Raw genomic sequence first — 18,651 nt, 5'->3', positions numbered from 1 at the left:
CGGACCTGACGGGCGTCAAGCCGGCCCGGCGTCAGCCGCCCATCAGGATGTCGAGGAGCGTCGTGCGCCGCGTGCCGGTCTGCCGCGCGCCGACGTTGGCGGGCGGGATGAGGCCGTCGTCGACGGCGCCCGTCCGCTCGTCCGCCACGGCCGGCGTATCGGCCGCCTGCGGGTCGGTGCCGAGCGCGCGCGAGACGAGGTCGTAGAGCGGATCGTGGCCCGCGTCCTCGGCCACCGCCTCGCTGCCCTCCGTCGTGCCGAAGAGCGGCGAAGGATGGAGCCCCTCGTGGGCGGCCGTCATGAAGCCGTTCCAGGCCTTGGCCGGCAGGCCGCCGCCCGTCACCTTCCGCATCGACTTGCCGTCGTCGTTGCCGAACCAGACGCCGGTGGTGAGGTTGCTCGTGTAGCCGACGAAGAGCGCGTCGCGGAAGGACTGGGTCGTGCCGGTCTTGCCGGCCGCCTGCCAGCCGGGAAGCCGCGCGTTCTTGCCCGTGCCTTCCGTCAGCACCCGCATCAGCATGCCGTTCATCTGCGACACCACCTTCTGCGAAAGCACGCGCGGCGGATTGTCGTAGGTGTTCTCGTAGAGCACCCGGCCGTCCGCGGTGGAGACGCGGCGGATGATGTGCGGCGTCGCCTTGTAGCCGCCGTTCATGAAGGGGGCGTAGGCGGCCGTCAGCTCGACCAGCGTCACCTCCGAGGTGCCGAGCGCGATCGAGGCGTTCGCCTGCATCTCCGATTCGATGCCGAGGCGGCGGGCGAGTTTCACCACCTCCTTCGGCCCGACCTCCATGACGAGCTGGGCGGCGATGGTGTTGAGCGATTCGGCCAGCGCCGAGGCGAGCGTCACCTCGCCGCGGAATTTCTGGTCGTAGTTCTCCGGCGTCCACTTGCCGATCCTGACCGGCCGGTCGTTGCGCACCGACTGCGGCGTGCGGCCCGCTTCGAGGGCCGCGGCATAGACGAAGGGCTTGAAGGCGGAGCCCGGCTGGCGCTTCGCCTTGGAGGCTCGGTCGAACTGGCTTTCCGCATAGTCGCGCCCGCCGACCAGCGCGCGGATCGCGCCCGTGCCGTCGATGGAGACGAGGGCGGCCTGCGAGGCGTCGAGCTTGGCGCCTTCCTTCTCGATCACGGCGGAGATCGCCGCGTCGGCCTTCTTCTCGAGATCGAGGTCGATCGTCGTGTCGATGACCAGGTCCTCGGTGATGTCGCCGATCATCGCCGGAAGCTGCGCCATCACCATGTCGGCGGCATAGTGCTGGGCGCCCGACCAGTAGCTCTTGGCGCGTGCCGGCGTCTGCGACATCGCCGTCTTGATCTCGCCGTCGGTGACGAAGCCCTCCTCGCGCATGGCCGACAGCACGACCTGCGCGCGCGCTTCCGCCGCCTCCGGGTCGCGGGCGGGCGAAAGCCGCGACGGCGCCTTCAGGAGGCCCGCCAGAACGGCCGCCTCGCCGAGGTTCACGTCGCGCGCCGACTTGTTGAAATAGCGCCGCGAGGCGGCTTCCACGCCGTAGGAGTTGGAGCCGAAGAAGACGCGGTTGAGATACATCGCAAGGATCTGGTCCTTGGAATATTTCTGCTCCAGCCACAGCGCCAGCAGCACCTCCTGCACCTTGCGCTCCAGCGTGCGCTCCGGCGAGAGGAAGAGGTTCTTGGCGAGCTGCTGGGTCAGCGTCGAGCCGCCCTGCACCATGCGCCCGCTCGTGACGTTCGTCAGCATCGCGCGGGCGAGCCCGAGCGGGTCGATGCCGAAATGCGAGTAGAAGCGCCGGTCCTCGATGGCGATGACGGCGAGCGGGATATAGGGCGACATGGTCTCCAGCGACAGCGCCTCGCCGCCGGTGGCGCCGCGATTGGCGATGATCTCGCCGCCGACGGCGAGGATCTTGACGTTCGGCGGGCGCTCGGGAATCGCCCAGCTGGTGGCGCTCGGCATGCGCGCGCCGTAGTAGAGGACGAGGCCGCCGAGGCCGATCGCCCCCCAAAGCCCGAGCACGAGGCACCAGTAGACGAGCGTGCGCAGGAGGCCGAACAGGCCGCCGGAGCGGCGCCGCCGCGCGGCGCGCGGGGCGGCGGATCGGCCGCCGCGCTTGCGCCCGCCGCGCTCCCCGGCGACGCGGTCGCCCGCGCCGAGGCGGAAGTCGCCGTCGTCGCGCCCGCGGGAGCCGTCGAAGGAGGGCTCGATTCGCCTGGATTTTCGGTTGTCTGCCATGCGCGGTCGGAAGGGCCCCCGTCGATGTCGCCGTGGGTTGGACCTTAAATGCGGCGATTTAAGGGGTGGTAAACAAGCGGTGAACGCGCAGATGCCTTTCGGGCGGCCTCGCCGGCCGCCCGAAGGTCTCGTCGATCAGTAGTAGGGCGAATAGCACTGCTGGCGCGGGCCGCCATAGGGCTGGAACGTGTTGTCGTAGGAGCGGTACGAGCGGTAGCGCGCATAGCACCATTCGACGTGGCGCGGGTTGACGCCCTCGTAGCGCGGGCGGGCATAGTTCTGGTTGGCGATGGCGCCGCCGATGATCGCGCCCGCGCCGAAGGCCGCCAGCGGATACCACCAGCCGTCCGAATGACGGCGATAGCCGTGGCGATGGTAGCGATAGCCGCGGTGGCCGTTGTGCCAGCCGCGGCGCTCGCGGCGATACTGCACCTGCTCGACGTCCGACGACTGCGAGACGCCGACCTTCGGAAGGGGCATCGCCGTCGCCTGTACGGGAACGAAGGTCGTCGCGAACATCGCGGCGGCCAGGGCCGCGGCAATGCCGCTCTTGAGCGTGTTCTTCATGTCGGTCTCCCTTGTTCGTCACTGTCTGCAGTGATCAGGACGGATCATACCATGAAACAATTCAACTGAACGGCGGATGAACCGTTCACTCGTCCTTTTGCCGCGAGCGGGCGAGGAAGCTCGCCCGCTCGAAGATGAGGATGACGAAGAGGGCGATCACGAAGGGAACGAGGAGGTAGAACAGCCGGAAGACGGCGAGCGCCGCCAGCACCGCTGCCGGGTCGATCTCCGGCAGGCCGGCGATGAAGACGAGCTCCAGCACGCCGATGCCGCCCGGCGCATGCGACAGCAGTGCCGCGGAAAACGAGGCGAGGAAGATGCCGAGCACCACGAAGAAGCCGGGATTGCCCTCGGCCGGCAGCACGAAATAGATGATCGCCGCCGCCCCGATCAGCTCCACCGGCGCGATGACGAGCTGGCGGAAGACGAGCGAGGGACGCGGATATTCGAGCTTCAGCCAGCGGGTGCGGATCGGCCGGAAGCCGACGAGGCTGCCCACGACGTAGAGCGCGACGAGCGCCAGGATGAAGATCCCGGTCGAGAACGCCGCCTCGATCGGCAGGAAATCGGCGAAGCGCTCGATGATCTCCGGCTCCAGCACCAGCACCAGGCCGAACAGCATGACGGTGCCGAGCACGAAGGTGAAGGAACAGAAGGCGACCAGCATGCCCACCTCGGAGCCCGACAGTCCCTTCGACGTATAGGCGCGGTAGCGCACGAGCGCGCCGGAAAACACCGAGGCGCCGATATTGTGCGACAGCGCGTAGGTCGTGAACGAGGTGATGGTGATGAACCACAGCGAGATGCGGTGGCCGAGATGTTCGAGCGCCAGGTGGTCGTAGGCGGCGAGCGCCGCATAGGCGACGAAGGTGGCGGCGACGGCGAGCAGCCAGCCCGACGGCGGGATGGCCTCCAGGCTCGCCATGAACTCGTCGAGCGACAGGCCGCGGAGGTCCTTGTAGAGGATGTAGATCGAGATGATGATCGCGGCGGTGCTGACGAGCGGCCAGAAGAATTTCCTCAACCACTTCATCCGGCCGTTCCCTCGCATGCGGCGTTCTGCCGTCCGCCCTGCGGGGCCCTTGCTTGCAACCGTTCCGTCGATGTCATCCGCTTCCTTTCTGGCCTGTCCGCCGCCCGGTGTCCCGGGCCCGATCTCCTTCGTGCCTCTTCTTGTCCGGGATTGCGTGCTAGCGTTCGGCGAGTGCCGCGAGGATGCGCACCCACGAGCGGATGCCCTTCTCGAAGGAACGCAGCTCGTATTTCTCGTTCGGCGAATGGATGCGGTCGTCCGGCAGCGCGAAGCCGACGAGCAGCGATTCCATGCCGAGCATCTTCTGGAAGTCGCCGACGATCGGGATCGAGCCGCCCATGCCGATGACGACGGCGGGTTTCGGCCATTCGTCGGAAAGCGCGGCCTTCGCCTTGTTGAGGAGCGGCGAATCGTAGGGGAGCTGGATCGCCGGCGAGCCGCCGTGCGCGTGGAACGTCACCGAGCAGTCGGCCGGGATCCTCGCGCGCACATAGGCGCGGAAGGCGTCGCGGATCCTCGCCGGATCCTGCTTGCCGACGAGGCGGAAGGAGACCTTCGCCGAGGCCTCCGCGGCGATCACCGTCTTGAAGCCCTCGCCGGTATAGCCGCCGGTGATGCCGTTCACCTCCGCCGTCGGCCGCGCCCAGGTGAGCTCCAGCACCGAGCGGCCCTTCTCGCCGGAGGGGATGGAGAGGCCGATCTCGCCGAGGAAGGTCTCCGCCGAGCGGCCGAGCGTCTCCCAGGCGGCCTTGATCTGGCTCGGCGTCTCCTCGACGCCGTCGTAGAAGCCGGCAAGCGTGACGCGGCCGGTCTCGTCGTGCAGGCCGGCGAGGATATCGGCGAGGATGTGGATCGGGTTCGCCGCCGCGCCGCCGAAATAGCCGGAATGCAGGTCGCGGTCGGCCGCCTTGACGACGACCTCCTCGCCGACGAGGCCGCGCAGGCCGGCGGAGATCGCCGGCGTCTCGCCGTCCCACATGCTGGTGTCGCAGACGAGCGCGACGTCGGCCGTCAGCTCCGCGGCATTCGCCTCCAGGAAGGGCTTCAGCGAGGGCGAGCCCGATTCCTCCTCGCCCTCGAACAGGATGGTCACCCGGCAGGGCAGCGCGCCCGCGGTCTCCTTGTAGGCGCGGCAGGCCTCGACGAAGGTCATGAGCTGGCCCTTGTCGTCCGAGGTGCCGCGGCCGGTGATGATGCGCCGCCCGCCCGGTGCGTCGCGCACCGCCGGCTGGAACGGGTCGTGGTCCCAGAGGTTCAGCGGGTCGACCGGCTGCACGTCGTAATGGCCGTAGAAGAGCACGTGCGGGGCGTCGGGATGCGCGCCGTCGTGATGGGCGACCACCATCGGATGGCCGGGCGTGTCGCGCACCGTCGCGGTGAAGCCGAGCGAGCGCAGGTCCGAGACCAGCCATTCCGCCGCCCGCCGGCAGTCCGCCTTGTAGGCGGGATCGGTGGAGATGGACTTGATCCGCACCAGCTCGAACAGGCGTTCGAGGCTCGCCGGAATGCCGGCGCTGGCGCGGTCGAGGACGGGCGAGAGGTTGGTCATGGTCGATTCCCTTGATTTCGGGAAGCATTTAGACCGATCGCGGCGGCGAGGGCAAATCGTATGACGAAACTGCGACACTCAGCGTCCGGCGTCGCGGCCGAGATTGGCGAGCGCCATGCGCATGTATTCGAGGAGCAGTTCCCGCTCGAAGCGGCGGAAGCCCGCAAACAGCGCGTCCTCGGCCGCCGCGGCCGCCGCCGTCGCCGTCTCGCGCAGCGCCTTTCCGCGGGCGGTGAGGAAGATCTGCTGCGCCCGCCGGTCCTTCGGATGGCGCCGCCGCGCGATGAGCCCGTCGCGCTCCATCCGGGAAAGCGTGTTGGCCATGGTCGCCTGCTCGATGTCGAGCCGGTCGAGGAGCTCGCGCTGGGTGAGCCCGTCGCCGTTCCACAGTTCGAGGAGGACGGGGAACTGGCCGGGCGCGAAGCCGGCCCCGTCCGCCCGCGCCTGCAGCGCGCGCGACGCTGCCTTCGAGAGCAGATTGGCGAGATAGGCCGCCGACTCCTTCCGGTCGAAATCCATGGACGCGAGGCTATGCCCGTTCGCGGGGCAAGACAAGGATGGATCGCAGGCGATGAAAAACGGAAGCCGCCGACGACGGGAGGCGCGTCGCGGCGGCTTCTTCGAAGAATGGACAAAGGCCCGGAGAGGGGGATGAGGCCTTTGTCCTCGTCTGGCTCGGCGGGGGACAGGCCGGTATGCCAGACAACGGCTTTGATCAGGTGCCGATGGGTGATATCTGTGCCCGCGAATGTGGCATTTCAAGGGATTCGGCCACCCGCGAAAATTACAAATCGGTAACGTTCGCGTGACGGCCGGGCGGCGCGGGCGGCCCGGATAAGAGCCCGGATAAGAGATGGACGCCGGAGGAGCGCCGCGCTATCCATTCACCCCATGAAAAACGGTGATCATCTCTTCCTCGTCGACGGCTCGGGCTTCATCTTCCGCGCCTTCCACGCCATCCCGCCGCTCAACCGCAAGTCGGACGGCCTGCCGGTCAATGCCGTCTCGGGCTTCTGCAACATGCTGTGGAAGCTCCTGAAGGATGCGCGCAACACCGACGTCGGCGTCACGCCGACCCATTTCGCGGTGATCTTCGACTATTCCTCGAAGACCTTCCGCAACGATCTCTACGATCTCTACAAGGCCAACCGCACCGCGCCGCCGGAGGACCTGATCCCGCAGTTCGGCCTGATCCGGCACGCGACGCGCGCCTTCAACCTGCCCTGCATCGAGAAGGAGGGCTACGAGGCGGACGACCTGATCGCCACCTATTCGCGGCTCGCCGAGGAGGCGGGCGCCGACGTCACCATCGTCTCCTCCGACAAGGACCTCATGCAGCTCGTCACCGGGAAGGTGTCGATGTACGACGGCATGAAGGACAAGCAGATCGCCATTCCCGACGTGATCGAGAAATGGGGCGTGGCGCCGGAGAAGATGATCGACCTGCAGGCGCTGACGGGCGATTCCACCGACAACATCCCCGGCGTCCCCGGCATCGGCCCGAAGACGGCCGCCCAGCTCCTCGCCGAATACGGCGACCTCGACACGCTGCTTTCCCGCGCCGAGGAGATCAAGCAGGTCAAGCGGCGCGAGAACATCCTCGCCAGCCGCGAGCTGGTGCTGCTCTCGCGCCAGCTCGTGACGCTGAAGAACGACACGCCGCTCGACGTGCCGCTCGACGACCTGATCCTGCACCCGCAGGACGGGCCGAGGCTGATCGCCTTCCTGAAGGCCATGGAGTTCAACACGCTGACGCGGCGCGTGGCGGAGGCCTGCGACTGCGACGCGAGCGCCATCGAGCCGGCCGTCGTTCCGGTCGAATGGGGCGCGGAGGCCCACGGTCCCGATCTCGACAGGGGCGAGGCCGTCGCGCCTTCGCCGGACGGCGGCGAGACGGCGGCGGAGGCCGCCGCCGTGCTCATGCCCACCGCCCGCCCGGGCGAGGCGTCGCCGGCGGGGCTCGCCCGGGCCCGCGCCGAGCGCTTCTCCGGCGCGGTGATCGACCATTCGGCCTATGTGACGATCCGCGACCTCGACACGCTCGACCGCTGGATCGCCGATGCGCGCGAGGCCGGCCTCGTCGGCTTCGACACGGAGACGACCTCGCTCGATCCCATGCAGGCCGAGCTCTGCGGCTTCTCGCTGGCGATCGCCGACAACCGCGCCGACCCGTCGGGCCTCACGGTCCGCGCGGCCTATGTGCCGCTCAGCCACAAGACCGGCGTCGGCGACCTGCTCGGCGGCGGCCTCGCCGAGGGGCAGATCCCCGTGCGCGCCGCGCTCGACCGGCTGAAGGGGCTGCTGGAGGACCGGTCCGTCCTCAAGGTCGCGCAGAACCTCAAGTACGACTATCTCGTCATGCGCCAGCACGGCATCGTCATCGTGAGCTACGACGACACGATGCTGATGTCCTACGCGCTCGACGCCGGCGTGACGACGCACGGCATGGACACGCTGTCGGAGCGCTGGCTCGGCCACAAGCCGATTCCCTACAAGGATGTCTGCGGCTCGGGCAAGGGCGCGCAGACCTTCGACCTGGTGGCGATCGACCGGGCGACGGCCTATGCCGCCGAGGACGCCGACGTGACGCTGAGGCTCTGGCACGTGCTGAAGCCGCGCCTTGCGGCCGAGCGCATGACGACGGTCTACGAGCGGCTGGAGCGGCCGCTGGTGCCCGTGCTCGCCCGCATGGAGGAGCGCGGCATCACCATCGACCGGCAGGTGCTCTCCCGTCTCTCCGGCGAGCTCGCGCAGGGGGCGGCGGCCTTCGAGGAGGAGATCTACGCGCTTGCCGGCGAGCGCTTCAACATCGGCTCGCCCAAGCAGCTCGGCGACATCCTGTTCGGCAAGATGGGGCTCTCCGGCGCGTCCAAGACCAAGACCGGCCAATGGTCCACCTCCGCGCAGGTGCTGGAGGACCTCGCCGCCCAGGGCGTGCCGCTGGCGCGCAAGATCGTCGACTGGCGCCAGCTCACCAAGCTGAAGTCCACCTATACCGACGCGCTGCCGGGCTTCGTCCATCCGCAGACCAAGCGCGTGCACACCTCCTATGCGCTCGCCGCCACCACCACCGGCCGGCTTTCCTCCTCCGAGCCGAACCTGCAGAACATCCCGGTCCGCACGGCGGAAGGCCGCAAGATCCGCACCGCCTTCGTCGCCTCGCCCGGCCGCAAGCTGGTCTCGGCCGACTACAGCCAGATCGAGCTGCGCGTGCTCGCCCACGTCGCCGACATCCCGCAGCTCAGGCAGGCCTTCGCCGACGGCATCGACATCCATGCGATGACGGCGTCGGAGATGTTCGGCGTGCCGGTCGAGGGCATGCCCGGGGAGGTGCGGCGCCGCGCCAAGGCGATCAATTTCGGCATCATCTACGGCATCTCCGCCTTCGGGCTCGCCAACCAGCTCGCCATCGAGCGGTCGGAGGCGGGCGAGTACATCAAGAAATATTTCGAGCGCTTCCCGGGCATCAAGGACTACATGGATTCCACCAAGGCCTTCGCCCGCGAGCACGGCTATGTCGAGACGATCTTCGGCCGGCGCGCGCACTATCCGGAGATCCGCTCCTCCAACCCGTCGGTGCGCGCCTTCAACGAGCGGGCGGCGATCAACGCGCCGATCCAGGGCTCGGCCGCCGACGTCATCCGCCGCGCCATGGTCAAGATGGAGCCGGCGCTGGAACGGGCCGGCCTCGGCGCGCGCATGCTCTTACAGGTGCACGACGAGCTGATCTTCGAGATCGAGGACGGCGAGGTGGACCGCGCGATCCCCGTCATCGTCGACACGATGGAGAACGCCTCCATGCCGGCGCTCGCGATGAAAGTGCCGCTGAAGGTCGACGCGCGGGCCGCGCACAACTGGGACGAGGCGCACTGAGGGGGCTCGCATAACCCCTCATCCGGCTGCCGCCACCTTCTCCCCGCTGGGGAGAAGGTGTTGCGCGGCGACGTCTCCTTTCCCTTCTCCCCAGCGGGGAGAAGGTGCCCGAAGGGCGGATGAGGGGGCCTGTCGGCCACTCACATCTCCGCCTCGATCTCCGCATGCCCCGTCTGGATGTTCCAGAGGTTGCGGTAGAGCCCCGGCCGCGCCACGAGCGCGTCGTGCGAGCCCGACTGCACGATCCGCCCGTCCTCCATCACGTGGATCGCATCCGCATGGACGACGGTGCTCAGGCGATGGGCGACGAGGATCACCGTGCGCCTGCCCTTCATCTTCGCCAGCGAGCGCTGGATCGCCGCTTCCGTCTCGTTGTCGACGGCGCTCGTCGCCTCGTCGAGGATGAGGATCGCCGGGTCGATCAGCAGGGCGCGCGCAAGCGCGATGCGCTGGCGCTGCCCGCCGGAGAGCTTCTGCCCGTATTCGCCGATCTGGCTGTCGTAGCCGTCCGGCAGCGCGCGGATGAAGCCGTCGGCCTCCGCCATCCTCGCCGCCGCCTCGATCTCGGAAAAGCGCGCCCCCGGCCGCCCGTAGGCGATGTTGTCGGAAATCGAGCCGGTGAACAGCGTCACCTCCTGCGGCACCCAGGCCATGGCGCGGCGCAGCCTCTCGCCCGACCAGTCGGCAAGCGGCACCCCGTCGAGCAGGATGCAGCCCTTTTGCGGCCGGATGAACAGGCCGAGGAGCTTGATCAGCGTCGACTTGCCGCTCCCCGTCGGCCCGACGAGCGCCACCGTCTCCCCGGCGCCGATGGAGAGACAGATGCCGTTGACGCCGCCCGGGCTCGTCGCATAGCGGAAGCCGACGTCGTCGAGGTCGAAGCGGCCGGAGACGGGCGCGTCGTGCGTGCCGTGCGGCTCGGCGCGCGGCTCGTCGAGCAGCCTGAGGATGCGCCGCGTCGAGGCCATGGCGCGCTCGTAGAGGTCGGCGATCTCGGCAAGCCCCGTCATCGGCCAGAGCAGGCGCTGGGTGAGAAAGACGAGCAGGCCGTAGGCGCCGACCTGCATCTGCCCGGTCAGCGTCAGCCAGCCGCCGATCAGGAAGGTGGCGAGGAAGCCCGACAGGATCGCCATGCGGATGATCGGGATGAAGGCGGAGGAGACGCGGATCGCCGCCCGGTTCGCCTCGACATAGCCGAGGCTCTCGCGCGTCAGCGCCTCCGTCTCGCGCGCCTCCGCCCCGAAGGCGCGGATCGTCTGCAGCCCCTGCAGGTTGGTGGTGAGCCTTGCGCCGAGCCCGCCGGCCCGCGCACGCACCGCGTCGTAGCGCGCCTGCGCCCGGCGCTGGAACCAGAAGGCGCCGGCGATGATCGCCGGTACCGGCGTGAAGGCGATCACGGCGATCAGCGGGCTGACGATGAAGAACACCGCGCCGACGAGGACGACGGCGGAAAAGGTCTGGATCAGCTCGTTGGCGCCGCGGTCGAGGAAGCGCTCGAGCTGGTTGATGTCGTCGTTCAGCACGGCGACGAGGTCGCCGGAGCGGTTCTCCTCGTAGAAGCTCGTCGGCAGGTGCTGGGCGTGGTCGTAACAGAGGATGCGCAGCCGGTGCTGCACGTCCTGCGCGAGCCCGCGCCAGAGCACCTGGTAGAAATACTCGAACAGCGATTCGCCGAACCAGATCAGGAAGGTGGCGATGCCCAGCAGCGTGAGCTGCTGCACCGGATCGGTGATGCCGAGCTTCGCGACGAAGGAATCCTTGCCGCGCACCACCACGTCGAGCGCGATGCCGATCAGGATCTCCGGCATCACGTCGAACAGCTTGTTGACGACCGACGAGGCCGTCGCCCGGATCACGCGGCCGCGCTCGTCGCGGACGAGCGAGAAGAGGACGCGCAGCGGATGGCGGGAAGCGGTCATGGCAGAGGAACCTGTCTGTCGGGGCCGTGCGGGGGCAGGCCTTCGCGTCTATCCGGGCGGGCGGCCGCTTGCAATCTCTTAATCCTGTCGGCGGGGAGCCGTTCCGCTTTAACCGCGCCTTAAGGCGGACGGGTCTTGATCGGGCGGAACGGGCGGCACGGGCCGGCCCGAGGAGCCAGGACGACCGCCATGAACCGAGCGCCCCGCAATCCGTCTTCCGCCGAAACGGCGCCGCTCGCCGTCCAGGTCGTGCGCCAGTACCTGCCGAACCGCGGCGGGCTGGAGGACGTCGTCGCCCACCTCTCGCGGCAATTGCTGGCGCGCGGTTTTCGCGTGCGCGTCGTCACGCTGGATCGGCTCTTCTCCGCGCCGGAGAAGAGCCTGCCGGCGCGCGAGACGATCGACGGCGTCGAGGTCGTGCGCATCCCCTTCTCCGGCAGCACGCGCTATCCGCTCGCCCCGCAGGTCTTCCGCCATCTCGCCGATGCCGACATCGTCCATGTCCATGCGGTCGACTTCTTCTTCGATGCGCTCGCCTGGGGCTGGCTCTTGCATCGCAGGCCGCTCGTCGCCACCACCCATGGCGGCTTCTTCCACACCGCCAGGTTCTCCGCGCTGAAGAAGGTCTGGTTCCGCACCGTCACGCGGGTCTCCTCGCTCGCCTATCGCGGCATCGTCGGCTGCAGCGCGCAGGACGTGCGGTTGTTTCGCACCGTCGCGGGCTCGCGTGTCGTCCATATCGACAACGGCGCCGACACGCGGAAATTCGCCGATGCCGCGGCGCGCGTGCCGTGCCGGCGCCTCGTCACCATCGGCCGCTTCTCCGTCAACAAGCGCCTCGACCGCCTGTTCGACGCCATGGCGCCGCTCGTCGCGCGCGATCCCGGCTGGCATCTCGACGTCGTCGGCGTGCCGGGCGATCATTCGGTCGCGGACGTCGAGGCCATGATCGCCGCGCGCGGCCTTGCGGCCCATGTCGGCCTGCATGTCGGCCTGCCGGATGCGGCGGTGCGCGATCTTGCCGGCAATGCCTCTCTCTTCGCCTCGGCGTCCGAATACGAGGGCTTCGGCCTCGTCGCGGTCGAGGCGATGAGCGCCGGCCTGATGCCCGTGCTCCATCCCAACACCGCCTATGCCGACCTCGCCGCGAGGCACGGCGAGATCCGCCTCTGCGACTTCGCCGACGCGCGGCGGGCCGCGGACGGCATCGACGCGGCCTTCGCCGTGCTCGAAGGCGACCCCGCGGGCTACCGCCGCGCGGCGATCGAGGCGGCGGCGGCCTATTCCTGGGACCGGGTGGCGGATCGTTACGTGGAGGTCTATCGTGCCGCCTGCGAGGGCGGCAGGCGGGCATGGCCGTCCGGCGTCCTCGCCGGACGCACCGGCGCCTGAGCCGGACGCCCGACCGGACGGAGCGACATCATGCGACCTTGCCTGGACATGCCCTTCCTCGGCCGCCTCGCCGCGGCGACGACGCTGGCGCTTGCGGTCGCCGCCGGCGCCGAGGCCGCCTGCCTGCGCGGCGTCAACCTCGCCGGCGCGGAGTTCGGCGGCGGGATCGGCAGCTACGGCACCGACTACATCTATCCCTCGCCGGAGACGATCGCCTACTATGCCGGTAAGGGCTTCAACGCCGTGCGGCTGCCCTTCAAGTGGGAGCGGCTCCAGCCGCGTCTCGGCCGCGGCTTCGACCGGGAGGAGCGCCTGCGCCTCGCCGCCGCCGTGGCCGAGATCCGGCGCGCGGGAATGACGGTCATCCTCGACGTGCACAACTACGCCTATTACGACGGCGCGCAGATCGGCTCGCCCGACGTGCCGGACAGCGCCTTCGCCGACTTCTGGCGCCGGCTCGCGCGCGAGTATCGCGACGACCAGGGCGTGCAGTTCGGCCTGATGAACGAGCCGCACGACATTTCCGCCACGCAATGGCTTTCCGCTGTCAACGCCGCCATCGCCGCGATCCGCAAGGCCGGGGCGAAGAACCTCGTGCTCGTGCCGGGAACGATCTGGAGCGGCGCGCACAGCTGGGAGAAGGAGCTGCCGGGCGGCGCCAACGGCACGGTGATGCTCGGCGTCGAGGACCCGGCCGGCAATTTCGCCTACGAGGTCCACCAGTATCTCGACAGCGACTTTTCCGGCACCTCGCCGAGCTGCGAGCGGGCGGACGACGCGGTGGCGGCGCTCGAGAACTTCACGGCCTGGCTGCGCCGCAACAATGCGCGCGGCTTCCTCGGCGAGTTCGGCGGATCGGACGACAAGGCCTGCCTCGACGGGCTCTCCCGCATGGTGGCGCATGTCGACGGGCTGCCGGACGTCTGGTCGGGCTGGACCTACTGGGCGGGCGGCGACTGGTGGCCGGAGGACGAGCCGCTCAACATCCAGCCGACGGCGGCGGGCGACCGCCCCCAGCTGAAGGCGCTCGTCTCCGGCGAGGCGCCGCATGCCTGCATGGCGCTGCGCCGCTGATCCTCAGCGGTCCCGCGCGCGGCAGGCGCCGGCGATGCCGATCAGCAGCCAGAACAGCGCGGCCGTCTTGATCGAGTAGAAGGAATCGCTGATCAGCATCAGCAGCAGCAGGTAGACGATCCCCATCGAGTGGAACCGCCAGGCCCGCGCGTCGGAAAGCGGCGCGTGCACGAAGAGCGTCCAGAGCGCGACGAACCCCGCGATGCCGAAGGCGGTCAGCGTATAGGCGAGCCCCGAATCCGCGACGAACAGGTTCGTCGTCTCGACGCCGAGCACGACGCTCGTCGAAAGCTGCGTGAGGATGTGCGCGGTGACGGCGAAGCGGCCGGCGATGTCGTTCGGCCCGCCGCCGTCGACCGAGGTTATCCCGTAGACGGCGATCACCGCCAGCATGAGGAACGGCGCGACGCTCCAGACGATCCGCGGCACGAGCCCGTAGAAGGGATAGAGCAGGGTGACGAGCACGCAGGTATAGAGGCCGAAGCGCGCGTCGGCGAGCGCCACCACGGTGAGGATGAGCGCCAGCACGAGCCAGCGCGCGGCGAAGGCGCGGCCGCGGAACAGCGTCCAGCAATAGGCGATCACCGCGAAATTGCCCATCGAGACCGGTTCGAGGAAGACGGAGGAGACGCGGTGCTGGCCGAGGAAGGGCAGGATCGTGCGCGCCTCCGGCCGCTGGCCGGAGATGAAGAGGCCCTTCGTCTGGCCGAAGGCCTTCTCCAGCGTCACCGAGCCGCGGGCGATGTAGTAGCCGAGGACGTTGAAGTAGTCGAGGAACGTGTCGAGCAGCAGGTATTCGAACAGCCCGAAGGCGACGACGACGAGCGCGCTCGCCAGCACCAGCCGGTCGCCGAGCTTCGGGTCGGCGAGCCGGCTGCCGAGGAAGTAGAAGGCGATCGGGATGAGGATGTCGCGCACCGGCTTCGGGTTGATCTGTCCGCCGCGCATCATGAACAGGAAGACCATGTAGCTGACGAAGACCGCGGTGAGTAGGTAGAGCGCGAACCTGCGCGTCATGGCCCCGAGCAGCGCACAGCCGATGATCGCCATCTCCATGAGCATCACCTGGCTGTCGCTGACGCCCATGACGCGCGTGTTGACGAGGCACAGGAAGGCGTTGAAGGTGAGCGCCCCGAGGACGGCGACGGTCGCCAGGAAGCGCAGGACGGGAGGCGCGAGCTCCGTCCCGCCGGCAAGGTCCGGATGCCCGGCGGCGGTTGCCTGCATCGTCCGCCCTCCCTCAGGCCGCCCGGTCGCCGACCAGGATGTTGCCGATGAGCTTGTCGCGCCAGGGCGCGATCTCGGCGACGAGGGCGGTGAGCGCCTCCGCCCCGGTGGCGCCGAGCGCCGAGACGACGAGGATGCCGTCGACATGGCGCAGGACCGCGGGCAGGATCGCCTCGGCCGGCGTGCCGCAGCAGTCGATGATCGTGAAGCCGGCCGGCGCATCGCGGAAGGCGGTGCTGACGCGCGCCGACGACAGCGCCGTCACCTTGCGCAGGCCGGCCGCGCCGATGCGGCGGAAGGACAGCATGTCCTCGAGCGCCTGCGGATGCCCGCGCGACGGCCCGTCGCGGCGGACGGCGGCGATGTCGGTGCGGATGCGCACCGAGCCGCCGGCGCCGAACCGGCCCTGCGCCGGCCGGCGCAGCGTGCCGTCGGAAAACAGTACCTCCTCGCCGAGGGCCTGCAGCTCGCGCGCGAGGCCGAGGGCCGCGTTCTCGCCGGCGCCGCCGGCCGACAGGACCGCGATCGTCGCGGGCACGCCCGGCTCGAACTGTGCCTCGATGAGATGCGCCGCCCGCGTGAGACCGGAGATGCGCGGCGTCGTCTCCCGCCGCTCCGCCCGCTGGGCGAAGGGCACGACGCGGGCGAGCCTGTCGCTCCAGCGGCCGTCGCCGCGTGCCTCGCCGGCCGCCGCGATCGTGCCCAGCACCGGCGCGCCGGTCTTCGTCACGAGGTCCTGCTCGGAGCGCAGCGAGCCGCCGACGATCTCGCGCAGCACGGCGAGCGCCGCGCCCGCCGCGGTGCCGAACAGCACGGCGGCGGCGAGCACGAGCAGCCGCGGCGCCCTCACCGGGTTGCTGGAGGGGACGGCGGCCGAGATGATGCGCGAGTTGCCGGCGCCGAGGTCCTGCTGGCGGCCGAGCTCCTCGGCGCGGGTGAGGAAGGACTTGTAGACGGCGTCGAGCGTGTCGGCCTCGCTCACGAGCTGGGCGAGGCGGAAACGGACCTTGCCGTTGTCGCCGTTGGCGGCCGTCTGCTCGTCGAAGCGCTTCTGCACGGCGGCGAGATTGGCGTTGGCGCGCTCGTAGGTGTTGGCGGTCAGCTCGCGGATGCGCGCCAGCTCCTTCTCGATCGCCGCGCGCATGGTGGAGATCTGCGAATGCACGGCCCGCATCTGCGGGTGGCCGTTGCCGAGATTGGCGGACAGCTCGGCCTGCCGCTCGAGCATCTGCCCGTAGCGGGTGCGCAGGCCAGACAGCGACGCCGATTGCAGCGCCTCGGGAATGGCGCCCGATTCGACGTCCGACAGGTTGAGCTTGCGGGCCTGGTCGTAGGCCGCCTTCTGCTGCTCGGCCTGCTGGCGGGCGGCGAGCAGCTGCTGGTTGAGCGCGGCGAGCTGCTGGTCGGTGATGAGGCCCTGCTGGCCGGTGGAGAGGAGGCCGTTCTCGGCGCGGAAGGTCTCGACCGCCGCGCGCGCCTCGAGCACGCGCTGGCGCAGCTGCTCGGTCTCCTCGGCGATCGCCGTGGAGGTCTTCAGGTTGGCGTCGAGGCGGGACGAATCGGTGAGCCGCAGGTAGCTTTCGCCGACGGCGTTGGCGATCTTCGCCGCCATCGCGCTGTCGCGGTGCTTCATGGTGATGGCGAAGACGAAGCTCTCGCCGTTGCGCTCGACGAGGAGATTGGCCGCGATCGCGTCGACGACGCCGTCCGTGGCGTCGCCCGTGGCGGCGGGGCCGGCGAGATAGGGGTCCTTCGTTAGGTCGAGCCGCTTGACCACGTCGCGCAGCACGTCGCGCGACTGCAGGAAATAGAGCTGGCTACCGATCAGCTGCTGCGTGTCGAGCCCCGTGCCCGCGCCGCTGCCGACGACGGGCCCCCGCTGCATGTCGACGTAGAGTTCCGCCGTGGAGCGGTAGAGCGGCTTCTGCTGCACGAGGAAGCCGGCGGCGAGCGCGACGCAGGCGAGCACGGAGAAGACCACGTAGTGGAGCCTCTTCCTCACGATGCCCGGCAGCTGAAAGATGTCGATGTCCATGCAACGCCCGAACGGCCGCCCGATTCCGGACGGCCTGCTAGAGACGGCCGCCGCGCGCGCATCGCGTGGCGGGCCACTGCCGCACGTTCTCAGGATATGGTTAACAAAGCCTCAATTTTCCGGCCGGCGGCGGGCGTGACGGCGCGGGAAGGCCTTGAAAAGGCGGCCGCTTTCTCCCGCCGCGCCGCACACGCGGAGATTGCGCCGGGCCGCTTCCGTCTTCACCGAATCTTATCCATGTCCCTTCAGCCGATCTTATCTCCCCCGGCGTATGTGTGTGGCAGGGATGAGCCCGAGGCCCGCGCCCGGCGCGGCAGGACAACGATGGAGAACGACGACATGAAGCAGAAGATCCGTGACATTCTCGCCAGGCACGGCGGATTGCCGATGCCGGTCGGAGAGCTTGCCGACGACGGCGATCTCTATGCGGCGGGCCTCTCCTCCTTCGCCTCCGTCCAGGTCATGCTGGCCGTCGAGGAAGCCTTCGACGTCGAGTTTCCCGACAGCCTCCTGAACCGCAAGTCCTTCCAGAGCATCGCCGCGATCACCCGCACCGTGGAAAGCCTCGTCGGCAGCGCGGAGGCCGCCGAATGACCCTCGCCCTTGCAACGAGCCTCGCCGAGCGCGCCGGACGCGTCGCGGCGGTGGCCGCGACGCATGCCGACGACGTCGACGCCGCCGCCCGCTTCCCGCGCGAGGCGGTCGACGCGATGATCGCCGAGCGGCTCCTGTCGATCCAGATCCCGCCGGAGCTCGGCGGCGAGGGCGCGAGCCTGTCCGAGATCGCCGAGGTCTGCTCGCTGATCGGCCAGAACTGTGCCGCCGCCGCCATGGTCTTCGCCATGCACCACATCAAGCTGTCGAGCCTCGTCTCGCACGGGACGGACAGCGAGTGGCACCGCGCCTTCATGCGCCGCATCGTCGCCGAGCAGCTCCTGCTCGCCTCCGCCACGACGGAGGGCGGCATCGGCGGCAACCTGCGCAACAGCATCTGCGCGATCGAGGTCGCGGGCGGCCGCTGCCGGCTCGTCAAGGACGCGACCGTCATCTCCTACGGCGCGCACGCCGACGCGATCCTGATCACCTCGCGGTCGCATGCCGACGCCGCCTCCACCGACCAGGTGATGACCGTCTTCACCAGGGACCAGTACACGCTGGAGCACACGCAGGGCTGGAACACGCTCGGCATGCGCGGCACCTGCTCCGACGGCTACCTGTTCACCGGCGAGGCGCCGGCCGAGCAGATCCTGCCGAAGCCCTTCGCCGAGATCGCCGCGCAGTCGATGCTCGCGACCTCGCACCTGCTGTGGAGCGCCGTCTGGTACGGCATCGCCGTCGACGCCGTCGCCCGCGCCCAGGCCTTCGTGCGCGCCGCCGCGCGCAAGACCCCCGGCACGCCGCCGCCCGGCGCGCTGCGGCTTGCCGAAGCCGTCAACCTGCTGCAGCTCGTCAAGGCGAGCACGATCGCCGGCCTTCGCGAATACGAGACGGCGAAGGCCGATGCGGAGCGGCTCTCCTCGATGGGCTTCGCCGTGGCGATGAACAACGTGAAGATCGCCGCCTCCGAGACGATCCTTTCGATCGTCAACCAGGCCATGCTGATCTGCGGCATCCTCGGCTACAAGAACGGCACGCCCTACAGCCTCGGCCGGCATCTGCGCGACGCCCATTCGGCGCAGCTGATGATCTCCAACGACCGTATCCTCGCCAACACGTCGAACCTGCTGCTCGTGCACAGGCAGGACACCAGCCTCACGGGGTGATCCC

13 protein-coding genes are annotated in these 18,651 nt (G+C 69.4%); 5 read left to right on the top strand and 8 right to left on the bottom strand.

The genetic code is table 11. From position 1 onward, the window contains the following. Window positions 1-31: 31 nt before the first annotated feature. The 5 genes from NNZ72_RS19835 to NNZ72_RS19815 all read right to left on the bottom strand — a co-directional run bounded on the left by NNZ72_RS19835 (window position 32) and on the right by NNZ72_RS19815 (window position 5,883). On the bottom strand, window positions 32-2,215 hold the full coding sequence (locus NNZ72_RS19835; protein ID WP_257317281.1) for a transglycosylase domain-containing protein: 2,184 nt from the start codon (window positions 2,213-2,215) through the stop codon (window positions 32-34). A gap of 135 nt (window positions 2,216-2,350) precedes the next feature. Next, window positions 2,351-2,782, bottom strand: coding sequence for a BA14K family protein (locus tag NNZ72_RS19830; protein WP_371747790.1), 432 nt, complete (start codon window positions 2,780-2,782; stop codon window positions 2,351-2,353). A gap of 85 nt (window positions 2,783-2,867) precedes the next feature. Further along, window positions 2,868-3,815 (bottom strand): lysylphosphatidylglycerol synthase transmembrane domain-containing protein, encoded by a 948-nt coding sequence (locus tag NNZ72_RS19825; RefSeq protein WP_257317280.1) that lies wholly within the window; start codon window positions 3,813-3,815, stop codon window positions 2,868-2,870. Between the two features lie 157 nt (window positions 3,816-3,972). After that, the gene (locus tag NNZ72_RS19820; RefSeq protein WP_257317279.1) at window positions 3,973-5,364 is read right to left on the bottom strand and encodes a dipeptidase; all 1,392 of its coding nucleotides are present in this window, start codon (window positions 5,362-5,364) and stop codon (window positions 3,973-3,975) included. Between the two features lie 78 nt (window positions 5,365-5,442). After that, window positions 5,443-5,883 (bottom strand): MarR family winged helix-turn-helix transcriptional regulator, encoded by a 441-nt coding sequence (locus NNZ72_RS19815; RefSeq protein WP_257317278.1) that lies wholly within the window; start codon window positions 5,881-5,883, stop codon window positions 5,443-5,445. A gap of 372 nt (window positions 5,884-6,255) precedes the next feature. Between NNZ72_RS19815 and polA the strand changes: the two genes are divergently transcribed. Beyond that, window positions 6,256-9,237 carry a DNA polymerase I gene (polA, locus tag NNZ72_RS19810; protein ID WP_257317277.1) on the top strand — a complete coding sequence of 994 codons (2,982 nt, stop codon included), beginning with the start codon at window positions 6,256-6,258 and terminating at the stop codon, window positions 9,235-9,237. 140 nt (window positions 9,238-9,377) lie between these two features. On the opposite strand, the gene NNZ72_RS19805 is transcribed toward polA, so the two are convergent. Next, window positions 9,378-11,156: an ABC transporter ATP-binding protein gene (locus tag NNZ72_RS19805; RefSeq protein WP_257317276.1), complete on the bottom strand. Its 1,779-nt coding sequence runs from the start codon at window positions 11,154-11,156 to the stop codon at window positions 9,378-9,380. 189 nt (window positions 11,157-11,345) lie between these two features. Between NNZ72_RS19805 and NNZ72_RS19800 the strand changes: the two genes are divergently transcribed. Together NNZ72_RS19800 and NNZ72_RS19795 are read left to right on the top strand one after the other, a co-directional pair. Then, entirely contained in the window at window positions 11,346-12,548 is a 1,203-nt protein-coding gene (locus NNZ72_RS19800) for a glycosyltransferase family 4 protein (RefSeq protein ID WP_257317275.1), read from the top strand. A 30-nt stretch (window positions 12,549-12,578) separates the two neighbouring features. After that, window positions 12,579-13,622: a glycoside hydrolase family 5 protein gene (locus NNZ72_RS19795; RefSeq protein WP_257317274.1), complete on the top strand. Its 1,044-nt coding sequence runs from the start codon at window positions 12,579-12,581 to the stop codon at window positions 13,620-13,622. Between the two features lie 3 nt (window positions 13,623-13,625). On the opposite strand, the gene NNZ72_RS19790 is transcribed toward NNZ72_RS19795, so the two are convergent. Both NNZ72_RS19790 and NNZ72_RS19785 read right to left on the bottom strand, forming a co-directional pair. Next, on the bottom strand, window positions 13,626-14,849 hold the full coding sequence (locus NNZ72_RS19790) for a hypothetical protein (protein WP_257317273.1): 1,224 nt from the start codon (window positions 14,847-14,849) through the stop codon (window positions 13,626-13,628). Window positions 14,850-14,862: 13 nt separating this feature from the next. Then, entirely contained in the window at window positions 14,863-16,884 is a 2,022-nt protein-coding gene (locus NNZ72_RS19785; protein WP_257317272.1) for a GumC family protein, read from the bottom strand. Between the two features lie 339 nt (window positions 16,885-17,223). Between NNZ72_RS19785 and NNZ72_RS19780 the strand changes: the two genes are divergently transcribed. Together NNZ72_RS19780 and NNZ72_RS19775 are read left to right on the top strand one after the other, a co-directional pair. Beyond that, window positions 17,224-17,478: an acyl carrier protein gene (locus tag NNZ72_RS19780; RefSeq protein ID WP_257317271.1), complete on the top strand. Its 255-nt coding sequence runs from the start codon at window positions 17,224-17,226 to the stop codon at window positions 17,476-17,478. Continuing rightward, window positions 17,475-18,647 carry an acyl-CoA dehydrogenase family protein gene (locus NNZ72_RS19775; protein WP_257317269.1) on the top strand — a complete coding sequence of 391 codons (1,173 nt, stop codon included), beginning with the start codon at window positions 17,475-17,477 and terminating at the stop codon, window positions 18,645-18,647. Before NNZ72_RS19780 ends, NNZ72_RS19775 begins: the two co-directional genes overlap by 4 nt. The last annotated feature ends 4 nt before the right edge of the window (window positions 18,648-18,651 follow it).

This window comes from Shinella pollutisoli (assembly GCF_024609765.1).
GTDB classification, from domain to species: domain Bacteria; phylum Pseudomonadota; class Alphaproteobacteria; order Rhizobiales; family Rhizobiaceae; genus Shinella; species Shinella pollutisoli.
Note: the sequence above shows the minus strand (reverse complement) of the source record. Positions and strands in the feature narration are given on the sequence as shown.

Coding starts and splice junctions, on each gene's coding strand:
- NNZ72_RS19780 (WP_257317271.1), top strand. CDS start 17,224: ATGAAGCAGAAGATCCGTGACATTCTCGCCAGGCACGGCGGATTGCCG.
- NNZ72_RS19830 (WP_371747790.1), bottom strand. CDS start 2,782: ATGAAGAACACGCTCAAGAGCGGCATTGCCGCGGCCCTGGCCGCCGCG.
- NNZ72_RS19795 (WP_257317274.1), top strand. CDS start 12,579: ATGCGACCTTGCCTGGACATGCCCTTCCTCGGCCGCCTCGCCGCGGCG.
- NNZ72_RS19805 (WP_257317276.1), bottom strand. CDS start 11,156: ATGACCGCTTCCCGCCATCCGCTGCGCGTCCTCTTCTCGCTCGTCCGC.
- polA (WP_257317277.1), top strand. CDS start 6,256: ATGAAAAACGGTGATCATCTCTTCCTCGTCGACGGCTCGGGCTTCATC.
- NNZ72_RS19815 (WP_257317278.1), bottom strand. CDS start 5,883: ATGGATTTCGACCGGAAGGAGTCGGCGGCCTATCTCGCCAATCTGCTC.
- NNZ72_RS19835 (WP_257317281.1), bottom strand. CDS start 2,215: ATGGCAGACAACCGAAAATCCAGGCGAATCGAGCCCTCCTTCGACGGC.
- NNZ72_RS19790 (WP_257317273.1), bottom strand. CDS start 14,849: ATGCAGGCAACCGCCGCCGGGCATCCGGACCTTGCCGGCGGGACGGAG.
- NNZ72_RS19775 (WP_257317269.1), top strand. CDS start 17,475: ATGACCCTCGCCCTTGCAACGAGCCTCGCCGAGCGCGCCGGACGCGTC.
- NNZ72_RS19820 (WP_257317279.1), bottom strand. CDS start 5,364: ATGACCAACCTCTCGCCCGTCCTCGACCGCGCCAGCGCCGGCATTCCG.
- NNZ72_RS19785 (WP_257317272.1), bottom strand. CDS start 16,884: ATGGACATCGACATCTTTCAGCTGCCGGGCATCGTGAGGAAGAGGCTC.
- NNZ72_RS19800 (WP_257317275.1), top strand. CDS start 11,346: ATGAACCGAGCGCCCCGCAATCCGTCTTCCGCCGAAACGGCGCCGCTC.
- NNZ72_RS19825 (WP_257317280.1), bottom strand. CDS start 3,815: ATGAAGTGGTTGAGGAAATTCTTCTGGCCGCTCGTCAGCACCGCCGCG.